The following is a 19,963-nucleotide window of genomic DNA, read 5'->3' on the forward strand; positions in this document are numbered from 1 at the left end:
CCTCACAAGGTTTTGATCACATTGACGGAGACGGTCTCGCTGACTTCGCCGAACGACATCACGTCCAACTCGCGACAACGCCCCTCGATAAGCTTCTTGATGTAGCGCCTAACATCGACCGAACACAGCAGCACCATGTCCTTTTGAGCAATGTGCACACTGTCCAGGGCGACGCTCAGGCGATCCATCAGCTCTTCGGATTCGGCCGGCTCGAGGTTGATGAAACTGCCGGCCGAGGTTTGCCTAATCCCGCGCCGCACCACCTCTTCGAATTCAGCCGACAACAGCAACACCCGTAAGTCATTACCCTGGGCAAACTTGTTGCTGATGTAGCGGGCCAGCGAGCCACGAACGTGCTCGACCAGCACCAGCACGTCTTTTTCCCGGGACGCCCAATGGGCCAGGGACTCAAGAATGAGCTTCATGTTACGCACGGAAATACGCTCGCCGATCAGGCGCTGCAGCACTTCGGCGATCTTCTGCACCGTGACGTGGCGATAGACTTCCTTGAGGAGATCGGGGCAGCGGGTTTCCATTTCGTCGAGCAGTTGCTTGGTTTCCTGCACGCCGAAAAACTCCTGGATGTTGCGCGCCAGCAAGGTGACCAGGCAGCGGTAGCATTCCTCGTCCGCCGGCCTCAGGTGATAGCCCAATTGCTGCACCCGTTCCTGGTCGGTGGCGTTGACCCACACCCCGCGCAGGCGATTGCTGTCGCTGCCGTGCACCAGGGCAAAGCCCATGGGTTCCAGTTCCGGCGAGTAGTCGAGCAACCGCCAGTGATCGAAATGGATATCGTATTGCTCCGCGCGCACTTCGTTGATCAGCACCGCCACTTGATGGGCCGGCAAGGCTTCGCTGCCGCGCAGTTGCGGCTCGGGAATGCGCAGCCCGTAATCGACGAAAAACTGGCTGCGAAAACGCGCCGCCCAACGGGCCCTGGTCAACTCATCGAGGCGCGCGGTGGGCACCAACAACATCAGCGGGATGGTTTCGGTGGCAACGTTATCGATGTCCTCGAGTAGGCCCGGGCCGGTCTGCAAGGCTTCACCCTGCGTCGACGCTGACCGACTGTCTCCCTGCCCCTCGCCCCGGGAGGCCTTGCGCCGGCGAAAGTACACCAGCAGTCCCAGGGCCGCGGCGATGGGTAGGAAGGTCAGCAGCGGAAAACCGGGCAACAGTCCAACGCCCACTGCCAGCAGCGCCGTCACCCCCAGCACGAACGGATGCCCCAGCATTTGGGCGAGCATGTTACGCCCCAGATTCGCATCATCGCCGTTGACGCGGGTGACGATGAAGCCCGCGCCGATGGCGATCAGCAAGGCTGGAATCTGTGCCACCAGACCATCGCCGATGGTCAACAGGGTGTAGGTCGACAAAGCTGTGGACAGGTCCATGCCCATCTGCCCGACGCCAATGGCCATGCCGCCGATAAAGTTGACGAAGATAATGATGATGCCGGCGATGGCGTCGCCCTTGATGAACTTCATCGCGCCGTCGAACGAGCCGTACAACTGGCTTTCGCGCTCCAGCACACTGCGTTTTTCCTTGGCTTCCTCGGCCGTTATGGCGCCAGCCTTGAGATCACCGTCGATGCTCATCTGCTTGCCGGGCATGCCGTCAAGCGAGAAGCGCGCCGCGACTTCGGCCACCCGCTCCGAGCCCTTGGTGATCACGATGAACTGGACAATAGTGACGATGGAAAAAATCACGAAGCCCACCACCAGGTTTTCACCGATCACGAACTCACCGAAAGAGGCGATGATCTCCCCCGCATCAGCCTGGCTGAGGATCAGCCGGCTGGTGCTGATCGACAGCGCCAGGCGAAACAGGGTGGTCAGCAGCAGCAACGCCGGAAAGGTCGAGAAACTGAGGATGCGTTCGATGTAGAACGACCCCATGAATACCAGTAGCGAAATCACGATGTTCAGGCCGATGAGAAAATCCACCAGCACCGTCGGCAGGGGAATGATCAGCATCGCGATGATCATCACCATCAGCGACAGGATCAGCAGCTCCGGGCGAGCGCTGACGTTGCGCAAAAACACATTGAACATGGCGGGTCAGTTCCGGGAAAAAGTCATGAGGTGCCGCCGGGACGACGCTGCTCAATACATTCGAGGGCATAGGCGATGTCAGCCAGGCGCATAAACTGTTCTGCCAGACGCAGCGGTGCCTGTTCATCGGCAAACAGCGGCGTCGGTAATTGCAGGCTGAGCCGACGCACCTTCTGCAGCACCGTCGAACGCTCATGGTGCGCACTCAACAGCAGGCGCTCGCCCAAGACGCCGAGCAACAACTGGTCGAGATCATCGGGGTAGGTCAGCACACCGATCAGGAACACCAGCCAGTCGGGTTCATCGGGGTTGTGCCGGCAGATGAGTGCATCACCGAGCAGGCCGCGGATAAACAGTTCATCTGCTGAACGCAGGCGTTTGAGGTCGTTCACCCGGGCCAGCAGTTGACCGAACTCCACGTGTGCACAACTGGGATCCTGGGCGCCGATGTCGGTGAGTAATGCCGCTTCAATGAAGGCCAGCACAGCGTGGCGTTGCGACGGACCGTAGAGGGCGATCCAGTCCTGATAACAACTGACCGGTCCGCAGTCGAACTCAATAAAATCCCGGTAGGTCTCGCGCAACAGGCCTGCTCGCACCGTCATGCTCGCACCGAACATTCTGGCTTTGAGGGCGGTATTGATCCCGGCACTCATGCGCTTGGGGGAGCCTTGGGCAACCACCGTCTGCAATAACATTTCAAGCCGCTGACGAGTCCGTGTCTCGAGTTTTTTCCGGCGCAGCAATTCGCGCAGCACCAATGCCAGGTCGCTATCGTCGGGAAACAGGTTGCGTACCATCTGCAGCAACCAGCTGTCGGACTTGTCCGATAGCCGCGCCAGGCTCAGTACCTGCCGCGCCTTGGGCACGGTATCGTCCTCCAGGACTCTTTCGAAGGAGTCGGTCATCGCGTCGGACTTGAGCTCGAACTGCCGCCGGCCACGGAACTGGGCCAAGGCTGCAGACATTTCATCGCTGATCTGCACAAAGCGCCGGGCCACGTCGACCGTTATGCCGTCGTCAAGATCAACCTCTGCATCGACCTGCGGTTGCGGATGCTGGGCAGCCTTCTCGGCATTCAAGCGTGCCTGGGCCGCTCGCCCACCGGAAGAAATCGGTGGCAGGATCATTTTTCTGAGCTCCGGAAAAAGGATCGACGCACCCGTTCATGCTGCTGCGGGCTCAGCAGTCGCGCATCCGGCTCCACCGTGGTGGGTTCAAGGGCGTCGAGAATTTCCCTGGGCTGAATCAGGAACACCCGCACCGTATTGGCCGAGCGGCTCTGCCGATAGCTGAACAATCGGCCGATCCACGGAATCGAACCCAACACCGGTATCCGTCCGATTTGCTCGCTGTTGTCCTCGCGGGTGAAACCGCCGACCAACAGGCTCTTGCCCTGGGGCACTCGCGCCACCGTGCTGATACGCGTACGGCCGACCATCGGCAGTGTGCTCGGACGCTCTCCCTCACCAGGGTTTTCGATTTGGTTGCCGTCTTCGATATTGAGCGACATTTCGACCTCGTCCGCCCGGGCGAAACGGGGCAATACGCTGACCAGCGTGCCATAGGTCACGTGCTGCAGATCGACAGTGCGCTCCCCCACCAGTGGCGCATAAAACGTGCGGTTGTTGTCAAAGATCGCCGGCACGTTTTCTTGGGTCAGGATGACCGGCCGCGAGACCACATTCGCCCGGTTGGTGCGCTCCAACGCCATGACCTGGGCGACGAATGATGCCCCATCGAGGGTGGTCGCCGAGCCAGCATTGAGCGATGCGGAAAATTTCCCGCCCGAATTCACCGTGCCTTGCCAATTGATGCCCAACTGGTTGAGTTCGTCCTTATGCAAATCGATGATCCATAACGACAACTCCACATGTCGTTTCGGCGTATCCAGTGCACTCACGAGATTCTCGATAAAGCGCACCTGCTCCGGCAAACCCTTGACCAGCAGGCTGTTGGTGTCCGGATAGGCCACCACGCGAATGTTTCCGGCGGCCATCTCCCGGGCAATGATTCGCGGCGCAGCCGGGTCCTGATCAGGGGATGTGGTCGCCAGGCCTTCCAGGGGAAACGCTGGCATCGCCCCCTGCACTCGCTGTGCCCCGGCTTGCGCCACGGCCGGCTCGACCTCGCGCTTCTCCCCGCGCAACAAATCCTCGATCACGGTTGCCAGCCCGGGGATGGTCACCTTGTCATCGCGCAGCTCGTATTTACGGTCGCTGACAAAGGTGTTGTGCACCTGGATAACGCCAATCTGCTGTCTGCCCAGCAACAGCTCCGAGCGTTGGTTATCCATCAGACCGGCCGCTTGCACCACCAGATCGACATACATCGGCGGCCCCGACACATGGAACGTACGCAGGCCGTCATGGCGCAACGGATAACGGCCATCGAGCAGCCCGGACCGTTCGAGAAACGCCTGAAGCCTGGCCACGGTCAGGGTCTGCAGCGACATCATCGAGCTTTTCACTTCCGCGGCGTCATACAGGTAGATCGCCTGGCCATCGCTGTACCAGATCAACGCCATCTGTGCGCTGACCCGCTCGAAGGTCCGTTGCGGTGAGCGCAGGTCAAAACTGCCGGAGATCCGCTTGGCCGAGGCAGCCTTGCTGATGATCACCGGCTTGCCCAACGGCCCGGACAACTCCGAAAAAAACGTGCGCACACTCTGTTCGCGAGCCACGTATTCGTCGACATTGGCCCGCACCGTATACGGCACCAGCATCAGTATGGCAGCCAGCCAGAAGGGCAAAACATACAAGGTTTGAACTGCGCGATTCATCGTTTCACTTACTTGGAAGGTAGGTAATGTCCGCCAGGCTGCTGGGTGTGAAGCCCACCAGCTCGCGAATTTCCTTGGAGAAATGCGAAGAAGAGGAGAAACCGAACTCCAACGCCAGATCTGTCAGGGAACAGTCCTGCAGACTCATGTTCAACAGCGCCTGGGCCGTCCGCCAACCGCGCAATGCGGGCTTGGGCGCCGTACCGAGCGCCTGCCAGCACAATCGACGAAAATGCGATACCGACACCCCATAGCGATGCGCCAGAGTCGTGAGTTTTTCACTGTGGGTACCCTGTTCCAGCAGAAAGCGCACAAGCCCGTAACTCTCAGTCTGGCGCAACACACTGGCAAAGGCCTGATAGGCCGTTCCGCCAGCCATCGCCTGTTCGAGGTACCAGCGCTCTAGTGCCTGCTCCGACTGAACCTGGGAAAAAGGCACTGGCAATGCCGCCCAAGGTGCCTGACGATCTCGCGCAGTGATCGGCGCATGGCCCAGATCGATGAACACCTGCAATTTCACCAGCGGTGCCAGGCCAGTTGGCAGGATCGACACACTGCCGTTGACCTCAAATCCGCTGGTGACTGCAATCAGCCCTTCCCAGCCCATCGGTAGGCAGCAGGTCGAGACGCACTGCGCCGGGGCCAGACAAACGGCGATTTGGTTGACACGCAGATGCAACAGCCGCTCACAGGAGCGGGTATTAGAGGCACGTGTGGCGTGTAGTGATTCGATGGGCACGCCAACCTCCTTTGCGTCCTGACGATGTAGGTCGGCAGGATGCGGGGTGGGGCGTGTCGAATCCTGATGTAAATGTGATGAAATCCGGGCTGGCATATGCCTTGCACCGGTTCACGCATCAGCACGCAGGCCAACGGCGGAATGCGTGCCAGGACAACGGCGTCGTCAGCCGCCCCTGCTCATACGGGGTCCGGGACGACGTTTTTTTTGGAAGGTGCGAAATCGATGAACGAACCCTCAATCGGCCCCCTGGCCTGGGTCAATGGCAGCGATGCCCCGGAAAAGACCGAAATCAACCTAGGCTTCATGGCCCTGAGCGACTGCGCTTCGGTGGTGGTCGCTGCCACCCAGGGCTTCGCCCAGCCCTACGGACTGACCTTGAACCTCAAGCGCCAGTCGTCCTGGGCCAACCTGCGGGACAAACTGGTGAGCGGCGAACTCGACGCCGCCCACAGCCTCTACGGCCTTATCTACGCCGTGCACCTGGGCATCGGCGGCGTGGCCCCCACCGACATGGCTGTGCTCATGGGCCTGAACCAGAACGGCCAGAGCATCAACCTCTCCCATGGTTTGCAGGCCGTCGGCGTGACCAGTCCTGAAGCACTGGACCGTCACGTGCACCAAACTCGCCCAAAACTGACCTTCGCCCAGACCTTTCCCACCGGCACCCATGCCATGTGGTTGTACTACTGGCTGGCAAGCCAGGGCATTCATCCGCTGCACGACGTCGACAGCGTCGTGGTGCCGCCGCCGCAAATGGTGGCGCACCTGCAAGCCGGGCGTATCGACGGCTTCTGTGTCGGTGAGCCCTGGGCTGACAGCGCGGTGAAGCAAAACCTCGGTTTTACCCTGGCGACCTCCCAGGCCATCTGGCCAGACCACCCGGAAAAAATCCTCGGTTGTACGCGCGCTTTCGTCGAGCAATACCCCAACACCGCCCGAGCTTTGGTGATGGCGATCCTCGAAGCCAGCCGCTTCATCGACGAAAGCGTCGAAAATCGCCGCAGTACCGCGCAATTGCTCTGTGCACCGCAGTACCTCGATGCGCCGTTGTCGTGTATCGAACCACGGCTGCTGGGCGACTATGCCGACGGCCTGGGCAACGAATGGCAAGACCCGCACGCCCTGCGTTTCCATGGGCAGGGGGCGGTCAACTTGCCCTACCTGTCCGATGGCATGTGGTTCATGACCCAGTTTCGTCGCTGGGGGCTGTTGCGCGACGACCCCGATTACCTCGCCGTGGCCCGTCAGGTTCAACAACTAGACTTATACCGAGAGGCTGCCAGCGCCATCGGTGTTGCCATCCCAGGCAATGAGATGCGCAGCAGCCAATTGATCGACGGCAGGGTCTGGGACGGTTCGGACCCGGCCAGTTATGCCCGCAGCTTCAAGCTGCACGCCATGAGCGACAGCTTGCCTCTACTCGCCAGCCGCTGACAGGAGACTGCAGACATGTTGCGTATCCTGCTGATCAACGACACCGCGAAAAAAGTCGGCCGCTTGAAAGCCGCCCTGACCGAGGCCGGTTTCGAGGTTATCGACGAATCCGGGCTGACCATCGACTTGCCCGAACGCGTCGAAACGGTGCGCCCGGACGTGATCCTGATCGATACCGAGTCACCGAGCCGCGATGTCATGGAGCAAGTGGTGCTGGTCAGCCGCGACCAGCCACGGCCGATTGTGATGTTCACCGACGAACACGACCCCGACGTGATGCGCCAGGCGATCAAGTCCGGGGTCAGTGCCTACATTGTCGAAGGCATTCACGCACAGCGCCTGCAACCGATTCTCGACGTGGCCATGGCGCGTTTCGAAAGCGACCAGGCCCTGCGCGCCCAACTGCACGCCCGTGACCAGCAACTGGCCGAGCGCAAGCGCATCGAGCTGGCCAAGGGGCTGCTGATGAAGATGAAGGACTGCAACGAAGAAGAGGCCTACACCCTGATGCGTCGCCAGGCGATGAGCCGCCAGCAGAAGCTGATCCAGGTGGCGGAGCAGATCATTGCCATGAGTGAGTTGCTTGGCTGAGTTTTTCTGGTGCCGTTGAAGGCCTCTTCGCGAGCAGACTCGCTCCCACATTTGAAATGCATTCCCCCTGTGGGAGCGAGCCTGCTCGCGAATGGCCGCAACTCGGTCCCAACTGTTGGCACAGATCTGGCTAAGTAATCCCTACAGGTAACCAACGGCGGTTGCCCCACCTACGACAAAGACGTCGCTCACCTCATTTGCCCCATGGCGAATCAGGTGGCGGCGTTTTTTTTGTTTTGGCTCCCGTTCGAGACTCCTATCATCTGAGGTGCGCGATGAATTCAAGCTTCTGGAAATCCGGCCATACCCCGACACTGTTCGCAGCCTTCCTCTATTTCGACCTGAGTTTCATGGTGTGGTACCTGCTCGGCCCGCTGGCCGTTCAGATCGCTGGCGACCTGCACCTGACCACACAACAACGCGGACTGGTGGTGGCCACGCCGATTCTGGCCGGGGCGGTACTGCGCTTCGTAATGGGGATGCTGGCTGATCGCCTGTCACCCAAGACTGCCGGCCTGATCGGCCAGGTGATCGTCATTTGCGCATTGTTCGGCGCCTGGAAACTCGGCATCCATACCTACGAGCAAGCCTTGCTGCTGGGGCTGTTCCTTGGCATGGCCGGCGCCTCCTTCGCCGTGGCCCTGCCCTTGGCATCGCAATGGTATCCGCCACAGCACCAGGGCAAGGCCATGGGCATCGCCGGGGCCGGAAACTCCGGCACCGTACTCGCGGCGCTGATTGCACCGGTTCTGGCGGCTGCCTTTGGCTGGAGCAATGTGTTCGGCTTTGCGCTGATCCCGCTAATCCTGACGCTGATTGTCTTCGCCTGGCTGGCCAAGAATGCGCCTGAGCGGCCGAAAGCCAAGTCGATGACTGACTACTTCAAGGCCCTGGGCGACCGCGACAGCTGGTGGTTCATGTTTTTCTACAGCGTGACCTTCGGTGGCTTCATCGGCCTGGCCAGCGCCCTGCCCGGTTACTTCAACGACCAGTACGGCCTGAGCCCCGTGACCGCCGGTTACTACACGGCAGCCTGTGTGTTCGGCGGTAGCCTGATGCGTCCGCTGGGAGGCGCCTTGGCCGATCGTTTCGGCGGCATTCGCACCCTGCTCGCGATGTACACCGTGGCGGCCATCTGTATCGCTGCCGTCGGTTTCAACTTGCCCAGCTCCTATGCCGCGCTGGCCCTGTTCGTGTGCACCATGCTCGGTTTGGGTGCAGGCAACGGTGCGGTGTTCCAGTTGGTGCCCCAGCGTTTCCGTCGCGAGATCGGCGTCATGACCGGCCTGATCGGCATGGCCGGCGGCATCGGTGGATTTGCCCTGGCGGCAGGCATGGGTGCGATCAAGCAAAGCACCGGCAGCTACCAGATGGCATTGTGGTTGTTCGCCAGCCTGGGGGTGCTCGCCTGGTTCGGCCTGCACGGCGTAAAACGCCGCTGGAGGACCACTTGGGGTTCGGCCGCCGTGACGGCTGCACGGGTTTGACGCCGCCATGAGCCTGCAATTAAGTTTTGCGCAAGCCAGCGCCATCGGCCCGCGCGATGAGAATCAGGACGCCTTGCGCCTCGTCACGCCGGCCCCGGCGCTGGCAGCCAGCAAGGGCTACCTGTTCGCCATCGCCGATGGCGTCAGCCAGTGCGCCGACGGTGGCCTGGCGGCTCGCTCGACATTGCAGGCCCTGGCGCTGGACTACTACGCCACGCCGGAAACCTGGGGGGTTGCCCAGGCGCTGGATCGCTTGCTGCTGGCGCAAAACCGCTGGCTGCAAGCCAACGGCGCAGGCCAGCCGCTACTGACCACCGTCAGCGCCCTGGTCCTGCGCGGTCGGCGTTTTACCTTGGCCCATGTCGGCGATTGCCGGGTGTATCGCTGGCACGCCGAGCAGTTGCAGCGGGTCAGCGAAGATCACGTCTGGGACCAACCGGGCATGCAGCATGTACTCAAGCGTGCACTGGGCCTGGATCAACACCTGGTACTGGACTTTCTCGATGGCGAACTGCGTATCGACGAAAGCTTTGTGCTGCTCAGCGACGGTGTCTGGGCGGCCTTGGGCGACACCGCCATTGCGGCGATCCTGCGTGACCAGCCGGACCTGGACAGCGCCGCGCAAACCCTGGTCAACGCCGCACACCTGGCGGGCAGCCAGGATAACGCCAGCGCACTGCTGGTGCGGGTCGATGCCCTGGGTGAATCCAATATCGGCGATGCATTGATCCATCTGCAGCAATGGCCACTGCCCCCGGCGCTGAAACCGGGCCAGGTTTTCGAGGGCTGGCAGATTGAAGGGATTCTCAGCCAGAGCCAGCAGTCGTTGCTCTATCGGGTATTCGACAGCCAGCAGCAGCCCTGGTTGCTGAAAACCCTGACCCCTCGCCTGCATGACGATCATCAGGCCGGACAAGCGTTGCTGTCCGAAGAATGGTTCCTCAAGCGCGTAGCCGGGCGGCACTTTCCTGAAGTGCATGCGGCCAGCCAGCGTCAGCATCTGTACTACGTGATGCGCGAATATTCGGGCTCGACCCTTGCTCAAGTGCATGAACAGATCGGACCCATGCCCCTGGCCCAATGGCAGGACGTGGCTGAACGCCTGCTGCGAGCGGTCGGCATGCTCCATCGACGGCAGATCCTGCATCGCGATATCAAGCCGCAGAACCTGCTGTCAGGGGACGACGGCGAGTTGCGCCTGCTGGACTTCGGCCTCGCCTACTGCCCCGGCCTGTCTGAAGATCAGCCCAGTACCCTGCCTGGAACTCCAAGCTATATCGCCCCGGAAGCCTTCCGCGGGGAGTCACCGACGCCGCAGCAGGACCTGTATGCGGTGGGGGTGACCTTGTACTTTCTGCTCACCGGGCATTTTCCCTACGGCGAAATCGAAGCCTTCCAGCGCCCCCGGTTCGGCGTTCCGGTCAGTGCCAGCCGCTACCGCCCTGACCTGCCCGAATGGCTGGCGCAAAGTCTGGAACGTGCGGTTGCCGCAGACCCGGCTGAGCGCTTTGAAACCGCCGAGGAATGGTTGCGCCTGCTGGAACAGGGGGAGCGACGCAGTTTAAGCGTACGTCCCAGGCCTTTGCTGGAGCGCGAACCGCTGAAGGTGTGGCGGACATTGGCCCTGATGTCGCTGCTGGCGAACCTGGCGTTGCTGTTCCTGGTGTTCCATGGCTGACCTGCATTGCCCTTGAAACCGATCATCGTCATTTCGTGAGGAACAACACTATGAACGCAAAAGTCTGGCTGGTGGGTGCGGGTCCCGGTGATCCTGAATTGCTGACCCTCAAGGCGGTGCGCGCATTGAAAGAAGCCGACGTGGTGCTGATCGATGACCTGGTCAACGGCGCAATACTCGAACATTGCCCTGCAGCGCGGATCGTGGCGGTGGGCAAACGCGGCGGTTGCCGCTCCACGCCACAAGCGTTCATCCATCGCCTGATGCTGCGTTATGCCCGGCAGGGCAAATGCGTGGTGCGGCTTAAAGGGGGTGACCCGTGCATTTTCGGGCGCGGAGGCGAAGAGGCCCAGTGGTTGCGCGAGCGCGGGGTTGAGGTCGAACTGGTCAATGGCATCACTGCCGGGCTCGCGGGCGCCACACGATGCGATATTCCGCTGACCCTGCGCGGTGTCGCGCGCGGCGTGACACTGGTCACCGCCCATACCCAGGACGGCAGCAGCCTGAATTGGCAGGCATTGGCCCAAGGCGGTACGACCCTGGTGATCTACATGGGGGTGGCCAAGCTCAGCGAAATCCGCGAGCAGTTGTTGGCCGGGGGGATGGCGGAGGATACGCCGGTGGCGATGATCGAAAACGCTTCATTACCGCAACAGCGAGAATGTCGGAGCGATCTGACGGCTATGGAGGAAGATGCCTACGTCTTTGAGCTGAAAAGCCCGGCGATATTGGTCATCGGTGCAGTGGCGGTTGGCGAGAAGATCAAAAGATCGCAGCCTGCGGCAGCTCCTACAGGGATTTGCGCAGTACCAATGTAGGAGCTGCCGCAGGCTGCGATCTTTTCAAGTCACCACACAAATCTCAAATCGCAGACAAAGAAAAGCCCGGCATGAGCCGGGCTTTTCTCGTAGCTGTGGGCTAATTACTTAGCTTGAGCTTCAACCTGCGCTTCTACGCGACGGTTTACAGCACGGCCAGCTTCAGTAGCGTTGTCAGCAACTGGGCGGGATTCGCCGTAGCCAACAGACTGAACGCGGGACGATTCAACACCGTACTGGTTGGTCAGAACTTGCTTAACGGCGTTTGCACGACGCTCGGACAGTTTCTGGTTGTAAGCGTCAGGACCGACGGAGTCAGTGTGACCTTCAACAGTGGTGCTGGTGGATGGGTACTGCTTCATGAAGTCAGCCAGGTTCTTGATGTCGCCGTAGCTGTTAGGCTTGACTACCGACTTGTCGAAGTCGAATTTCACGTCCAGCTCTACACGAACAACTTCAGCAACTGCTGGGCAGCCATCAGCGTCAACAGTTACGTTGGCTGGGGTGTCCGGGCACTTGTCTACGTTGTCGCAAACGCCATCGTTGTCGCTGTCGGAGCAGACTTCTGGTGCTGGAACTGGAGCAGGAGCCGGCTTGGAGCCGCCACCGAAGTTCACACCGATACCGACGCTAGGAGCCCACTCGGTGTTGCCCTGGTCGATGTTGTATTGAGCTTCAACGCCAGCACGGGCGTAGAAGTTGTCGGTGAAGTACAGCTTGGCGCCGCCGCCAACGTTGGCGAAGGTGGAACGGTCACGACCGTTCGAACCGTTCTGGTCGATGCTCTGGTCGGAGAAACCGGCCGAGACGTAAGGACGCAGCATGTCGCCTGGGTTGTTGAAGTGGTACAGAGCGTCCAGAGCGGTGTTCGCGCCCTTGATGTTCTGGCCAGAGTCGGAACGTACGTTGTGAACTTCGTCGTAAGCCAGACGCAGCTCAACGTCGTCGGTCAGGAAGTAACCAACAGAGCCACCGAACAGGTTACCGTCGTTTTTGAAGTTACGGGTGCTGTCAAAGTACTCTTTCTTGGCGAAGCCTTCGATTTCAACTGCGCCTTGGCCCTGTGCCAGAGCGCCGATCGAAGTGGCGGCAATAAGAGAACCAATGGCCAAGCCCAAGGTGTTTTTCAGTTTCATCCGTTAAATCCCCATCTGGTGATTGTGAAGCAGTCCCGCAAACCGGGGGACAACTCGGCGGCAAGTCTATCAGAACTTGCCTACACGTAAGAGATATTTGCGCCGAACTAAGTTTCAGCAATGCCCGCAAATTTCTCACGCAATTTATCTAGAGCGCGTTTGTACCGCATTTTTGTAGCGCTCAAGCCCATGTGCATGATGTCTGCGATCTCCTGAAACTCCAGCTCTGCGACAAATCGTAGCACCAGAATTTCTCGGTCAATCGGGTTCACATACACTAACCAGCGATCAAGTCCACCCTTTTCCTCGGGTTTCGGCGCCTTTTCTTCGGACGCTTCCTCGAGGGGGTCAAGACTCAAGGCGTCCATCAAGCGACGCTTTCGCCTTTCTTTCCGATACTGCGTAATGCACTCGTTGTACGTGATGCTATATAGCCATGTCTTGAACTTCGATTTGCCCTCGAAGTTCTTCAGGCCGTACAGCACCTTCAACATGACTTCCTGACAGACATCGTCAGCGTCGCGATCGTTCCCGAGATACCTTGCACAGACATTAAATAATGTTCGTTGGTAACGCCGCATCAGTTCTTCATATGCGCGCGTCACGTGAAACAGCTCGGTATGCGAGCGCGCGACCAACTCCTCATCAGAGAGCTCGCGGGGGTCGTAGCGCATGGATAACGATTGGGCTTTATTCAAAACAAGTCGTGCCGACAGTCAGGTCAATGTCCGCCGCAGCCAGCATCAGGCGGCATTTCGCGGCGGCATACATTAGCAGGGTTTGCCGGGTTAGCGGCTACTCACATGCTGCTCGAGGAGGATCCGATTGGAAAGAGAGACTAGCTCACCCTCATCCGTCAGCAATGTAGTTTTAACCGTGCCGATCTCTTCGATCTGCCCTTCGACCTCTCCAACACGCACTTGTTGCCCAACCTGGTACAACTCACGCACATAGATTCCCGCAAGAATCTGACCGGCAATTTCCCGGCTTCCCAACCCCATGGCCAGTGCAACCGCCAGACCAACGGTAATCAAAACGATCACGATCACGTGGTTAAGCAGGTCAGTCTTGACCTCCAACTGACTGATCGCGACCGAGATACTGATGATGATCACCAGGCCCTGGGCAATTCTCCCAAGTCCCGAAGCGTAGTCCAGGCCTACGCCTTCTGCCGCTCCGCGCACCAGCCCATTGGCCAATTGCGCCAGCAAGACACCCACCAACAGCACCAGCGCCGCACCGAATACCTTCGGCAAATATAGCGCAAGCATATCCAGCGTAGCTGAAACTCGTTCAAGTCCAAGTGATTCTGCGGCAGAAACCAAAAAAATCAGCAGAACGAACCAATAGACGATTTTACCGATCAGCGTTGAGATAGGTACTTGAAGGCCGGCACGGGACAACAATTTCGTCAGGCCGGTACCACCCATCAGGCGATCCAGACCGAGTTTGGCGAGCAACTTGGACAGCAAGGTGTCCAACAGCTTGGCCACGACAAAACCGAGCAGGAGCACGACCAGTGCGCCGAACAGGTTCGGGATGAAGTTCGCAACCTTGGTCCATAACGCAGTCATTGCAGTGACGAGGCTCTGTGTCCAGAGATCAAGTTCCATATTCAATCAGCCTTATCAGCAGTGCGAGCGGTAGGTTTACGAAGACGGGAGACCGGCGCGACATGGGCCGAGCCATTATTGAGGGCGATCATCAGGGCGGGCAACCAGCGGCCCAGCAGGCTGAACAAATCACCTGCGCCAACCTGGCGATTGGCGGTTTTCAGGACACGCCCCAGGCATGCATCGTCATCCCGGGTGGACGGTGATGCCTTGAGCATGTCGCGCAAAGACTGTTCAAACGGATCGTGCATACGCACCTCTCGTGATGTCTGTGAAAGACGCGGTCAAATTTGCCCGGGTCACATGGCGCACGTTCAAACCCAGCGCAAACGTCGGAATAACCACCACTGCCCGAGCGCCACCGAGATCATCAGCAGGCAGGCGACGAGGAAGCCATAGGGGCTTTCTGAAAATGGAATGCCCCCGACGTTGATTCCCAAAAGACCGGTCAGAAAACTCATCGGCAAAAAAATCCCGGTGATGATGCCAAAGCGATACATGGTGCGGTTCATGCGCACGCTCAATCGCCGGTCTTCAGTCTCCAGGACCAGCCCCACGCGCTCTCTGGTTAATTCCAGCTCCTCCAGATAGCGGGTCAGGCTGTTGTTCAATTCGTTCCAGTAATCGCCATCGTCCTCGACGAACCAGGGCAATTTGATGCGCGTCAGTTGACCAAAAATGTCCCGCTGCGGAGCGAGGAATCGCTTCAACGCAGCAGCCCGGCGCCGGATCTGCAAAACAGCACCGTGCTCAGGAGTATACCGCTCGTCGGAATCCAGCTTTTCTTCTTCCTCATCGACCACTTCCGACAGGCAACTGACCAGATCCTGCACCTTGTTGGTGAGGTACTGAGCCATGTAGAGAATGAGTTCGGAGGCGGTTTTCGGCCCCTTGCCTGCTTCCAGTTGCACCAGCAAATCTTCAGTGGCACGCAGCGGACGCAGACGCAGGGAGATGACTCGCTGGGCAGAACCGAAGATGCGTACCGACACCATGTCTTCAGGCTCGGCGCCCGGATTAAGGTTTACGCCACGCAAAAATAGCAGCAGTTCGCTGTCCGAAAGCTGCAGGAGACGCGGGCGGGTATTTTCTTCCAGCAAGAGATCGCAGCTGAACTCACTCAGGCCGCTGGACTTGCGCAGCCAGGTCTGGGTTTGCGGGTGACTGCGATCCCAATGCAGCCACAGGCTTTCATGAGCCTGCAGCTGCAATTCGTCGAGTTCTGTCCGGGCTATCGAACGCGCACCGCCTTTACCATCCAGCACCAGGGCATGTACCAGCCCCCACTGCGCGTTTTCTTCCTCGAACATCCGCATTCCATTCTTCAAAAAAATCGGCCAGGACTTACTCAGGCATCGCAAGCGGGCTCGGCGAGATGATCACGCCGTTGTTGTCCGCATAGAGGTAATGACCGGGATGAAAGGTCACGCCGGCGAAGGTCACGGCAACATTCAGGTCGCCAATACCACGCTTGTCGGTTTTCATCGGGTGGCTGGCCAACGCCTGGACCCCCAGGTCGGTTTGCGCGATGACGTCGACGTCACGGATGCAACCGTAGATCACCATCCCTTCCCAGCCGTTCTTCGCGGCTTTCTCGGCGATCATATCGCCCAGCAAAGCGCGACGCAGGGAGCCACCACCATCGACCACCAACACTTTGCCATTACCCTTGAGCTCGGCTTGCTCCTTTACCAGCGAGTTGTCTTCGAAGCACTTGATGGTCACGATCTCGCCGCCGAAGGAATCCCGGCCACCGAAATTGCTGAACATCGGTTCCAGCACCTGCACCAATTCCGGGTAGGCGTCGCACAGGTCAGGGGTGAGGTAATGGTTCATCGAGAAACTCCTGTAATTAGGAAGAAAGCACGAACATCACTACTGATTTAGTCACAGAAAATGACCAGAACAGCTCAATGCGTCATATCTTAACTGCAACCCGACCAGAGCGAAATGCCCTTGATAGAGCGTCCAGCTTAGATCGCCGCGGCCAAATCCGCTTGATCACCGAGCAACGGCGTCTGCTGATCTGACAGCCAGCGAGCGACTAACGGCCAGACTTCAGCCTGGGCGGCTTTGCTGACCAACATCTCGACATGACCGAAATTATCGGCAAACCCCTGCTCACGCCCCAGGTTAATGAATTGCTTGTGCTCGCAACCCAACTGATCGAACAGCTTGCGACAAGCCCAGGCCGGGTCCTGATGATCGCCCGCGGCGCTCACCGCCAGCACCGGCATCCTGACCTCGGCCAGGCCCGCCCACCAGTCTTTGTCGGCATCGCCAAAGCGCCCGAACAGACCGTACCAGCGCATGCTTTCCAAGGCCAGGCCAATCGGCTCGTCCTCTGGGCCACGCTTGAGCCGTGAACCGGAGAGCTGGGCAAAGCGCTTGAGGATGAAACGACCGCTCCATTCCACCGGTGGAATCTTCAGCGGCCAGTAAGTGCGACTGACTTGCGTGCCAAAAAGCGCCGCGGACGCCACCACGGGTTCGCCTATGTATTGGCCACCCAGCGCGGCCGCCAGGGTGATGCCGCCCAGCGAATGGCCGATCCAGTGCGGAACCTGGCCGCTTTGCTCGCGTACGAAGGCGCCGATGGCTGGCAGGTCGTATCGTGCATAGTCGGCAACTCGGTTCTTGCGATAGCTCTGGTTGCGCCGGGAGAGGCCGTGACCGCGCATTTCCGCAATCCAGACATCGAACCCCTGGCGCGCCAGATAGGCACCCAGGCCCAGCCCCTTGGGGGAGAACCAGAAGCGTCGATTGGAAAAACTGCCGTGCAACAGGATCACCGGCACGCCACGGGATGCCGGTTCATCGGCCATGCCGAGGCGCGTCACCGCCAGTTCTACGGTGCCGTCCGGGCTGTTACCGGGTTTCAAGCGGTAGACATCTTCGCTCAGATCACCGCGGCGCTCGGCGCTGATCAGGGCGACAGGAAACAGGTTGCTGCTGCTTTGCATAATCTCTTGCACAAAAAAGGGCGGCTTCCAGAGGAGCCCGCCCTACTTGAATCTCAAAGGCTCCGCCCCACCCCTGTAGGAGCGAGCATGCTCGCGAAAACGTCAAGACACCACGTTCATCCATGACAAACGCGTTATCGTTGACGTCCATCGCGAGCATGCTCGCCCCTACAAAGGCACGTGAGCGAGCCGTTCACACACCATCAAGCCTGCGCTTGACCTTCCGCCAGGAAGAACCAGGTTTCCAGTACGGAATCAGGGTTCAGCGAAACGCTCTCGATGCCCTGCTCCATCAGCCACTTGGCCAGGTCAGGGTGGTCCGAAGGACCCTGGCCGCAAATGCCGATGTACTTGCCAGCCTTGTTACAGGCGGCAATGGCGTTGGCCAGCAGCTTCTTGACCGCAGGATTTCGCTCGTCGAACAGGTGCGCGATGATCCCGGAGTCACGGTCCAGGCCCAGGGTGAGCTGGGTCAGGTCGTTGGAGCCGATGGAGAAACCGTCGAAGAATTCGAGGAACTCTTCCGCCAGGATCGCGTTGGACGGCAGCTCGCACATCATGATGACGCGCAGGCCGTTGTCGCCACGGGCCAGGCCGTTTTCGGCGAGCAGATCCACGACTTGGCTCGCTTCGCCCAGGGTACGGACGAACGGCACCATGATTTCGACGTTGGTCAGGCCCATCTCGTTGCGCACGCGCTTGAGGGCGCGACATTCGAGTTCGAAGCAGTCACGGAACGATTCGCTGATGTAACGCGAGGCGCCGCGGAAGCCCAGCATCGGGTTCTCTTCTTCCGGCTCGTAGAGCTTGCCGCCGATCAGGTTGGCGTATTCGTTGGACTTGAAGTCCGACAGACGCACGATGACCTTTTTCGGCCAGAACGCCGCTGCCAGGGTGCTGATGCCTTCGACCAGTTTCTCGACGTAGAAGCCGACCGGGTCGTCGTAGCCAGCAATGCGCTTGTCGACGCTTTCCTTGATGTCTTGCGGCAGGCCGTCGTAGTTCAGCAGCGCTTTAGGGTGCACGCCGATCATGCGGTTGATGATGAACTCCAGGCGGGCCAGGCCCACACCGGCGTTCGGCAGCTGTGCGAAGTCGAAGGCGCGGTCCGGGTTGCCGACGTTCATCATGATCTTGAACGGCAGATCCGGCATGGCGTCCACGGAGTTCTTCTTGATGTCGAAGCCCAGTTCGCCTTCGAAGATGAAACCGGTGTCGCCTTCAGCGCAGGAAACGGTCACGCCCTGGCCGTCTTTCAACAGCTGGGTGGCATTGCCGCAACCGACCACGGCCGGGATACCCAGCTCGCGGGCAATGATGGCCGCGTGGCAGGTACGACCGCCACGGTTGGTGACGATGGCGCTGGCGCGCTTCATGACCGGTTCCCAGTCCGGGTCGGTCATGTCCGATACCAGTACGTCGCCTGGCTGGACCTTGTCCATCTCGGACACGTCCTTGATGATGCGAACCTTGCCGGCGCCAATGCGCTGGCCAATGGCACGGCCTTCGACCAGCACGGTGCCGGTTTCCTTCAACAGGTAACGTTCCATGACGTTGGCCTGGGTGCGGCTCTTCACGGTTTCCGGACGGGCCTGCACGATGTACAGCTTGCCGTCGTCACCGTCCTTGGCCCATTCGATGTCCATCGGGCACTGGTAGTGCTTCTCGATGATCATCGCCTGCTTGGCCAGCTCGCTGACTTCGGCATCGGTCAGGCAGAAACGCGCACGCTCAGCCTTGTCGACATCGACGGTCTTGACCGAACGACCGGCCTTGGCCTCGTCGCCGTAGATCATCTTGATGGCCTTGCTGCCCAGGTTGCGGCGCAGGATCGCCGGGCGACCGGCGGCCAGGGTGCCTTTGTGGACGTAGAATTCATCCGGGTTCACCGCGCCTTGTACGACGGTTTCACCCAGGCCGTAGGCGCCGGTGATGAACACCACGTCACGGAAACCCGACTCGGTATCGAGGGTGAACATCACGCCGGCGGTGCCGGTTTCGGAGCGGACCATGCGCTGTACGCCGGCCGACAGGGCTACCAACTTGTGGTCGAAGCCCTGGTGCACGCGATAGGAAATCGCGCGATCGTTGAAAAGGGAGGCGAACACTTCCTTGGCGGCACGAATGACGTTTTCGACACCACGGATGTTCAGGAAGGTTTCCTGCTGACCGGCGAAGGACGCATCGGGCAAGTCTTCGGCGGTAGCGGAAGAGCGCACGGCCACGGCCACGTCAGGGTTGCCTGCGGACAGCGCGGCGAACGCGGTGCGGATTTCGGTGTTCAGTTTTTCCGGGAACTCGGCTTCCATGATCCATTGGCGGATCTGGGCGCCGGTCTTGGCCAGGGCATTCACGTCGTCGACGTCCAGGGCATCCAGGGCGTCATGAATCTGCTGGTTCAGGCCGCTCAGTTCCAGGAAATCACGATATGCCTGAGCGGTCGTGGCGAAGCCACCGGGTACCGATACACCGGCACCCGCAAGATTGCTGATCATCTCGCCCAGGGATGCGTTCTTGCCCCCCACATGCTCAACATCGTGTTTGCCGAGCTTATCGAGGGAAACTACGTACTCTACCAAGGTGATCTCTCCACTAACTGTGTTGGAAAAGCTCAGAAGCCGGCTGCTCGGGGGAGCATTTGCCAGCTGTATGGCCTGGACCTGGA

The 19,963-nt window shown here is 59.8% G+C and carries 17 protein-coding genes; 5 read left to right on the forward strand and 12 right to left on the reverse strand.

Annotated elements, in window-relative coordinates; translation table 11 throughout:
* Positions 1–2 precede the first annotated feature (2 nt).
* Genes HGP31_RS22760 through HGP31_RS22775 form a run of 4 tightly spaced genes read right to left on the reverse strand, consistent with a single transcriptional unit; the run spans position 3 to position 5,575 of the window.
* Positions 3–2,054 (reverse strand): EscV/YscV/HrcV family type III secretion system export apparatus protein, encoded by a 2,052-nt coding sequence (locus HGP31_RS22760; RefSeq protein ID WP_033045165.1) that lies wholly within the window; start codon positions 2,052–2,054, stop codon positions 3–5.
* Positions 2,055–2,077: 23 nt separating this feature from the next.
* Positions 2,078–3,184 carry a type III secretion system gatekeeper subunit SctW gene (gene sctW, locus HGP31_RS22765; RefSeq protein WP_020795883.1) on the reverse strand — a complete coding sequence of 369 codons (1,107 nt, stop codon included), beginning with the start codon at positions 3,182–3,184 and terminating at the stop codon, positions 2,078–2,080.
* Positions 3,181–4,836, reverse strand: coding sequence for a type III secretion system outer membrane ring subunit SctC (gene sctC / locus HGP31_RS22770; RefSeq protein WP_168758731.1), 1,656 nt, complete (start codon positions 4,834–4,836; stop codon positions 3,181–3,183). Before sctC ends, sctW begins: the two co-directional genes overlap by 4 nt.
* A 4-nt stretch (positions 4,837–4,840) precedes the next feature.
* A complete protein-coding gene (locus HGP31_RS22775; protein WP_033045170.1) occupies positions 4,841–5,575 on the reverse strand; it encodes a helix-turn-helix domain-containing protein in 735 nt (244 codons plus the stop codon).
* A gap of 225 nt (positions 5,576–5,800) precedes the next feature.
* On the opposite strand from HGP31_RS22775, the gene HGP31_RS22780 reads away from it, so the two are divergent.
* The 5 genes from HGP31_RS22780 to cobA all read left to right on the forward strand — a co-directional run bounded on the left by HGP31_RS22780 (position 5,801) and on the right by cobA (position 11,586).
* Positions 5,801–7,012: a CmpA/NrtA family ABC transporter substrate-binding protein gene (locus HGP31_RS22780; RefSeq protein ID WP_168758732.1), complete on the forward strand. Its 1,212-nt coding sequence runs from the start codon at positions 5,801–5,803 to the stop codon at positions 7,010–7,012.
* 15 nt (positions 7,013–7,027) lie between these two features.
* The gene (locus tag HGP31_RS22785) at positions 7,028–7,603 is read left to right on the forward strand and encodes an ANTAR domain-containing response regulator (protein ID WP_008056396.1); all 576 of its coding nucleotides are present in this window, start codon (positions 7,028–7,030) and stop codon (positions 7,601–7,603) included.
* Positions 7,604–7,878: 275 nt separating this feature from the next.
* Positions 7,879–9,090 (forward strand): nitrate/nitrite transporter, encoded by a 1,212-nt coding sequence (locus HGP31_RS22790; RefSeq protein ID WP_020801092.1) that lies wholly within the window; start codon positions 7,879–7,881, stop codon positions 9,088–9,090.
* A 7-nt stretch (positions 9,091–9,097) separates the two neighbouring features.
* Positions 9,098–10,768, forward strand: a complete 1,671-nt coding sequence (locus HGP31_RS22795; RefSeq protein WP_168758733.1) for a bifunctional protein-serine/threonine kinase/phosphatase — start codon at positions 9,098–9,100, stop codon at positions 10,766–10,768.
* 50 nt (positions 10,769–10,818) lie between these two features.
* A complete protein-coding gene (gene cobA, locus HGP31_RS22800; RefSeq protein WP_168758734.1) occupies positions 10,819–11,586 on the forward strand; it encodes a uroporphyrinogen-III C-methyltransferase in 768 nt (255 codons plus the stop codon).
* Positions 11,587–11,690: 104 nt separating this feature from the next.
* On the opposite strand, the gene HGP31_RS22805 is transcribed toward cobA, so the two are convergent.
* From HGP31_RS22805 to ppsA, 8 genes are all read right to left on the reverse strand, one after another.
* Positions 11,691–12,722: an OmpA family protein gene (locus tag HGP31_RS22805; RefSeq protein ID WP_020801095.1), complete on the reverse strand. Its 1,032-nt coding sequence runs from the start codon at positions 12,720–12,722 to the stop codon at positions 11,691–11,693.
* A gap of 107 nt (positions 12,723–12,829) precedes the next feature.
* Positions 12,830–13,420, reverse strand: coding sequence for an RNA polymerase sigma factor SigX (gene sigX, locus HGP31_RS22810; protein ID WP_075949123.1), 591 nt, complete (start codon positions 13,418–13,420; stop codon positions 12,830–12,832).
* Between the two features lie 90 nt (positions 13,421–13,510).
* Complete coding sequence (locus tag HGP31_RS22815; protein ID WP_008048604.1) at positions 13,511–14,335, reverse strand: mechanosensitive ion channel family protein; 825 nt, start codon at positions 14,333–14,335, stop codon at positions 13,511–13,513.
* A 2-nt stretch (positions 14,336–14,337) separates the two neighbouring features.
* Positions 14,338–14,586: a hypothetical protein gene (locus HGP31_RS22820; RefSeq protein ID WP_020801096.1), complete on the reverse strand. Its 249-nt coding sequence runs from the start codon at positions 14,584–14,586 to the stop codon at positions 14,338–14,340.
* A gap of 63 nt (positions 14,587–14,649) precedes the next feature.
* Positions 14,650–15,645, reverse strand: a complete 996-nt coding sequence (locus HGP31_RS22825; protein WP_020801097.1) for a zinc transporter ZntB — start codon at positions 15,643–15,645, stop codon at positions 14,650–14,652.
* A 34-nt stretch (positions 15,646–15,679) separates the two neighbouring features.
* The gene (gene rraA / locus HGP31_RS22830) at positions 15,680–16,171 is read right to left on the reverse strand and encodes a ribonuclease E activity regulator RraA (RefSeq protein ID WP_110749526.1); all 492 of its coding nucleotides are present in this window, start codon (positions 16,169–16,171) and stop codon (positions 15,680–15,682) included.
* Between the two features lie 137 nt (positions 16,172–16,308).
* On the reverse strand, positions 16,309–17,298 hold the full coding sequence (locus tag HGP31_RS22835) for an alpha/beta fold hydrolase (protein ID WP_033043617.1): 990 nt from the start codon (positions 17,296–17,298) through the stop codon (positions 16,309–16,311).
* Positions 17,299–17,501: 203 nt separating this feature from the next.
* Complete coding sequence (gene ppsA / locus HGP31_RS22840; protein WP_033039437.1) at positions 17,502–19,877, reverse strand: phosphoenolpyruvate synthase; 2,376 nt, start codon at positions 19,875–19,877, stop codon at positions 17,502–17,504.
* Between the last annotated feature and the right edge of the window lie 86 nt (positions 19,878–19,963).

The organism is Pseudomonas umsongensis, assembly GCF_012647205.1.
Classification (GTDB): Bacteria; Pseudomonadota; Gammaproteobacteria; order Pseudomonadales; family Pseudomonadaceae; genus Aquipseudomonas; species Aquipseudomonas umsongensis.

Bases quoted from the DNA above. Each gene is read 5' to 3' on its own strand.
- HGP31_RS22760 (WP_033045165.1), bottom strand. From the start codon at position 2,054: ATGTTCAATGTGTTTTTGCGCAACGTCAGCGCTCGCCCGGAGCTGCTG.
- sctW (WP_020795883.1), bottom strand. From the start codon at position 3,184: ATGATCCTGCCACCGATTTCTTCCGGTGGGCGAGCGGCCCAGGCACGC.
- sctC (WP_168758731.1), bottom strand. From the start codon at position 4,836: ATGAATCGCGCAGTTCAAACCTTGTATGTTTTGCCCTTCTGGCTGGCT.
- HGP31_RS22780 (WP_168758732.1), top strand. From the start codon at position 5,801: ATGAACGAACCCTCAATCGGCCCCCTGGCCTGGGTCAATGGCAGCGAT.
- HGP31_RS22785 (WP_008056396.1), top strand. From the start codon at position 7,028: ATGTTGCGTATCCTGCTGATCAACGACACCGCGAAAAAAGTCGGCCGC.
- HGP31_RS22790 (WP_020801092.1), top strand. From the start codon at position 7,879: ATGAATTCAAGCTTCTGGAAATCCGGCCATACCCCGACACTGTTCGCA.
- HGP31_RS22795 (WP_168758733.1), top strand. From the start codon at position 9,098: ATGAGCCTGCAATTAAGTTTTGCGCAAGCCAGCGCCATCGGCCCGCGC.
- cobA (WP_168758734.1), top strand. From the start codon at position 10,819: ATGAACGCAAAAGTCTGGCTGGTGGGTGCGGGTCCCGGTGATCCTGAA.
- HGP31_RS22805 (WP_020801095.1), bottom strand. From the start codon at position 12,722: ATGAAACTGAAAAACACCTTGGGCTTGGCCATTGGTTCTCTTATTGCC.
- HGP31_RS22815 (WP_008048604.1), bottom strand. From the start codon at position 14,335: ATGGAACTTGATCTCTGGACACAGAGCCTCGTCACTGCAATGACTGCG.
- HGP31_RS22820 (WP_020801096.1), bottom strand. From the start codon at position 14,586: ATGCACGATCCGTTTGAACAGTCTTTGCGCGACATGCTCAAGGCATCA.
- HGP31_RS22825 (WP_020801097.1), bottom strand. From the start codon at position 15,645: ATGTTCGAGGAAGAAAACGCGCAGTGGGGGCTGGTACATGCCCTGGTG.
- rraA (WP_110749526.1), bottom strand. From the start codon at position 16,171: ATGAACCATTACCTCACCCCTGACCTGTGCGACGCCTACCCGGAATTG.
- HGP31_RS22835 (WP_033043617.1), bottom strand. From the start codon at position 17,298: ATGCAAAGCAGCAGCAACCTGTTTCCTGTCGCCCTGATCAGCGCCGAG.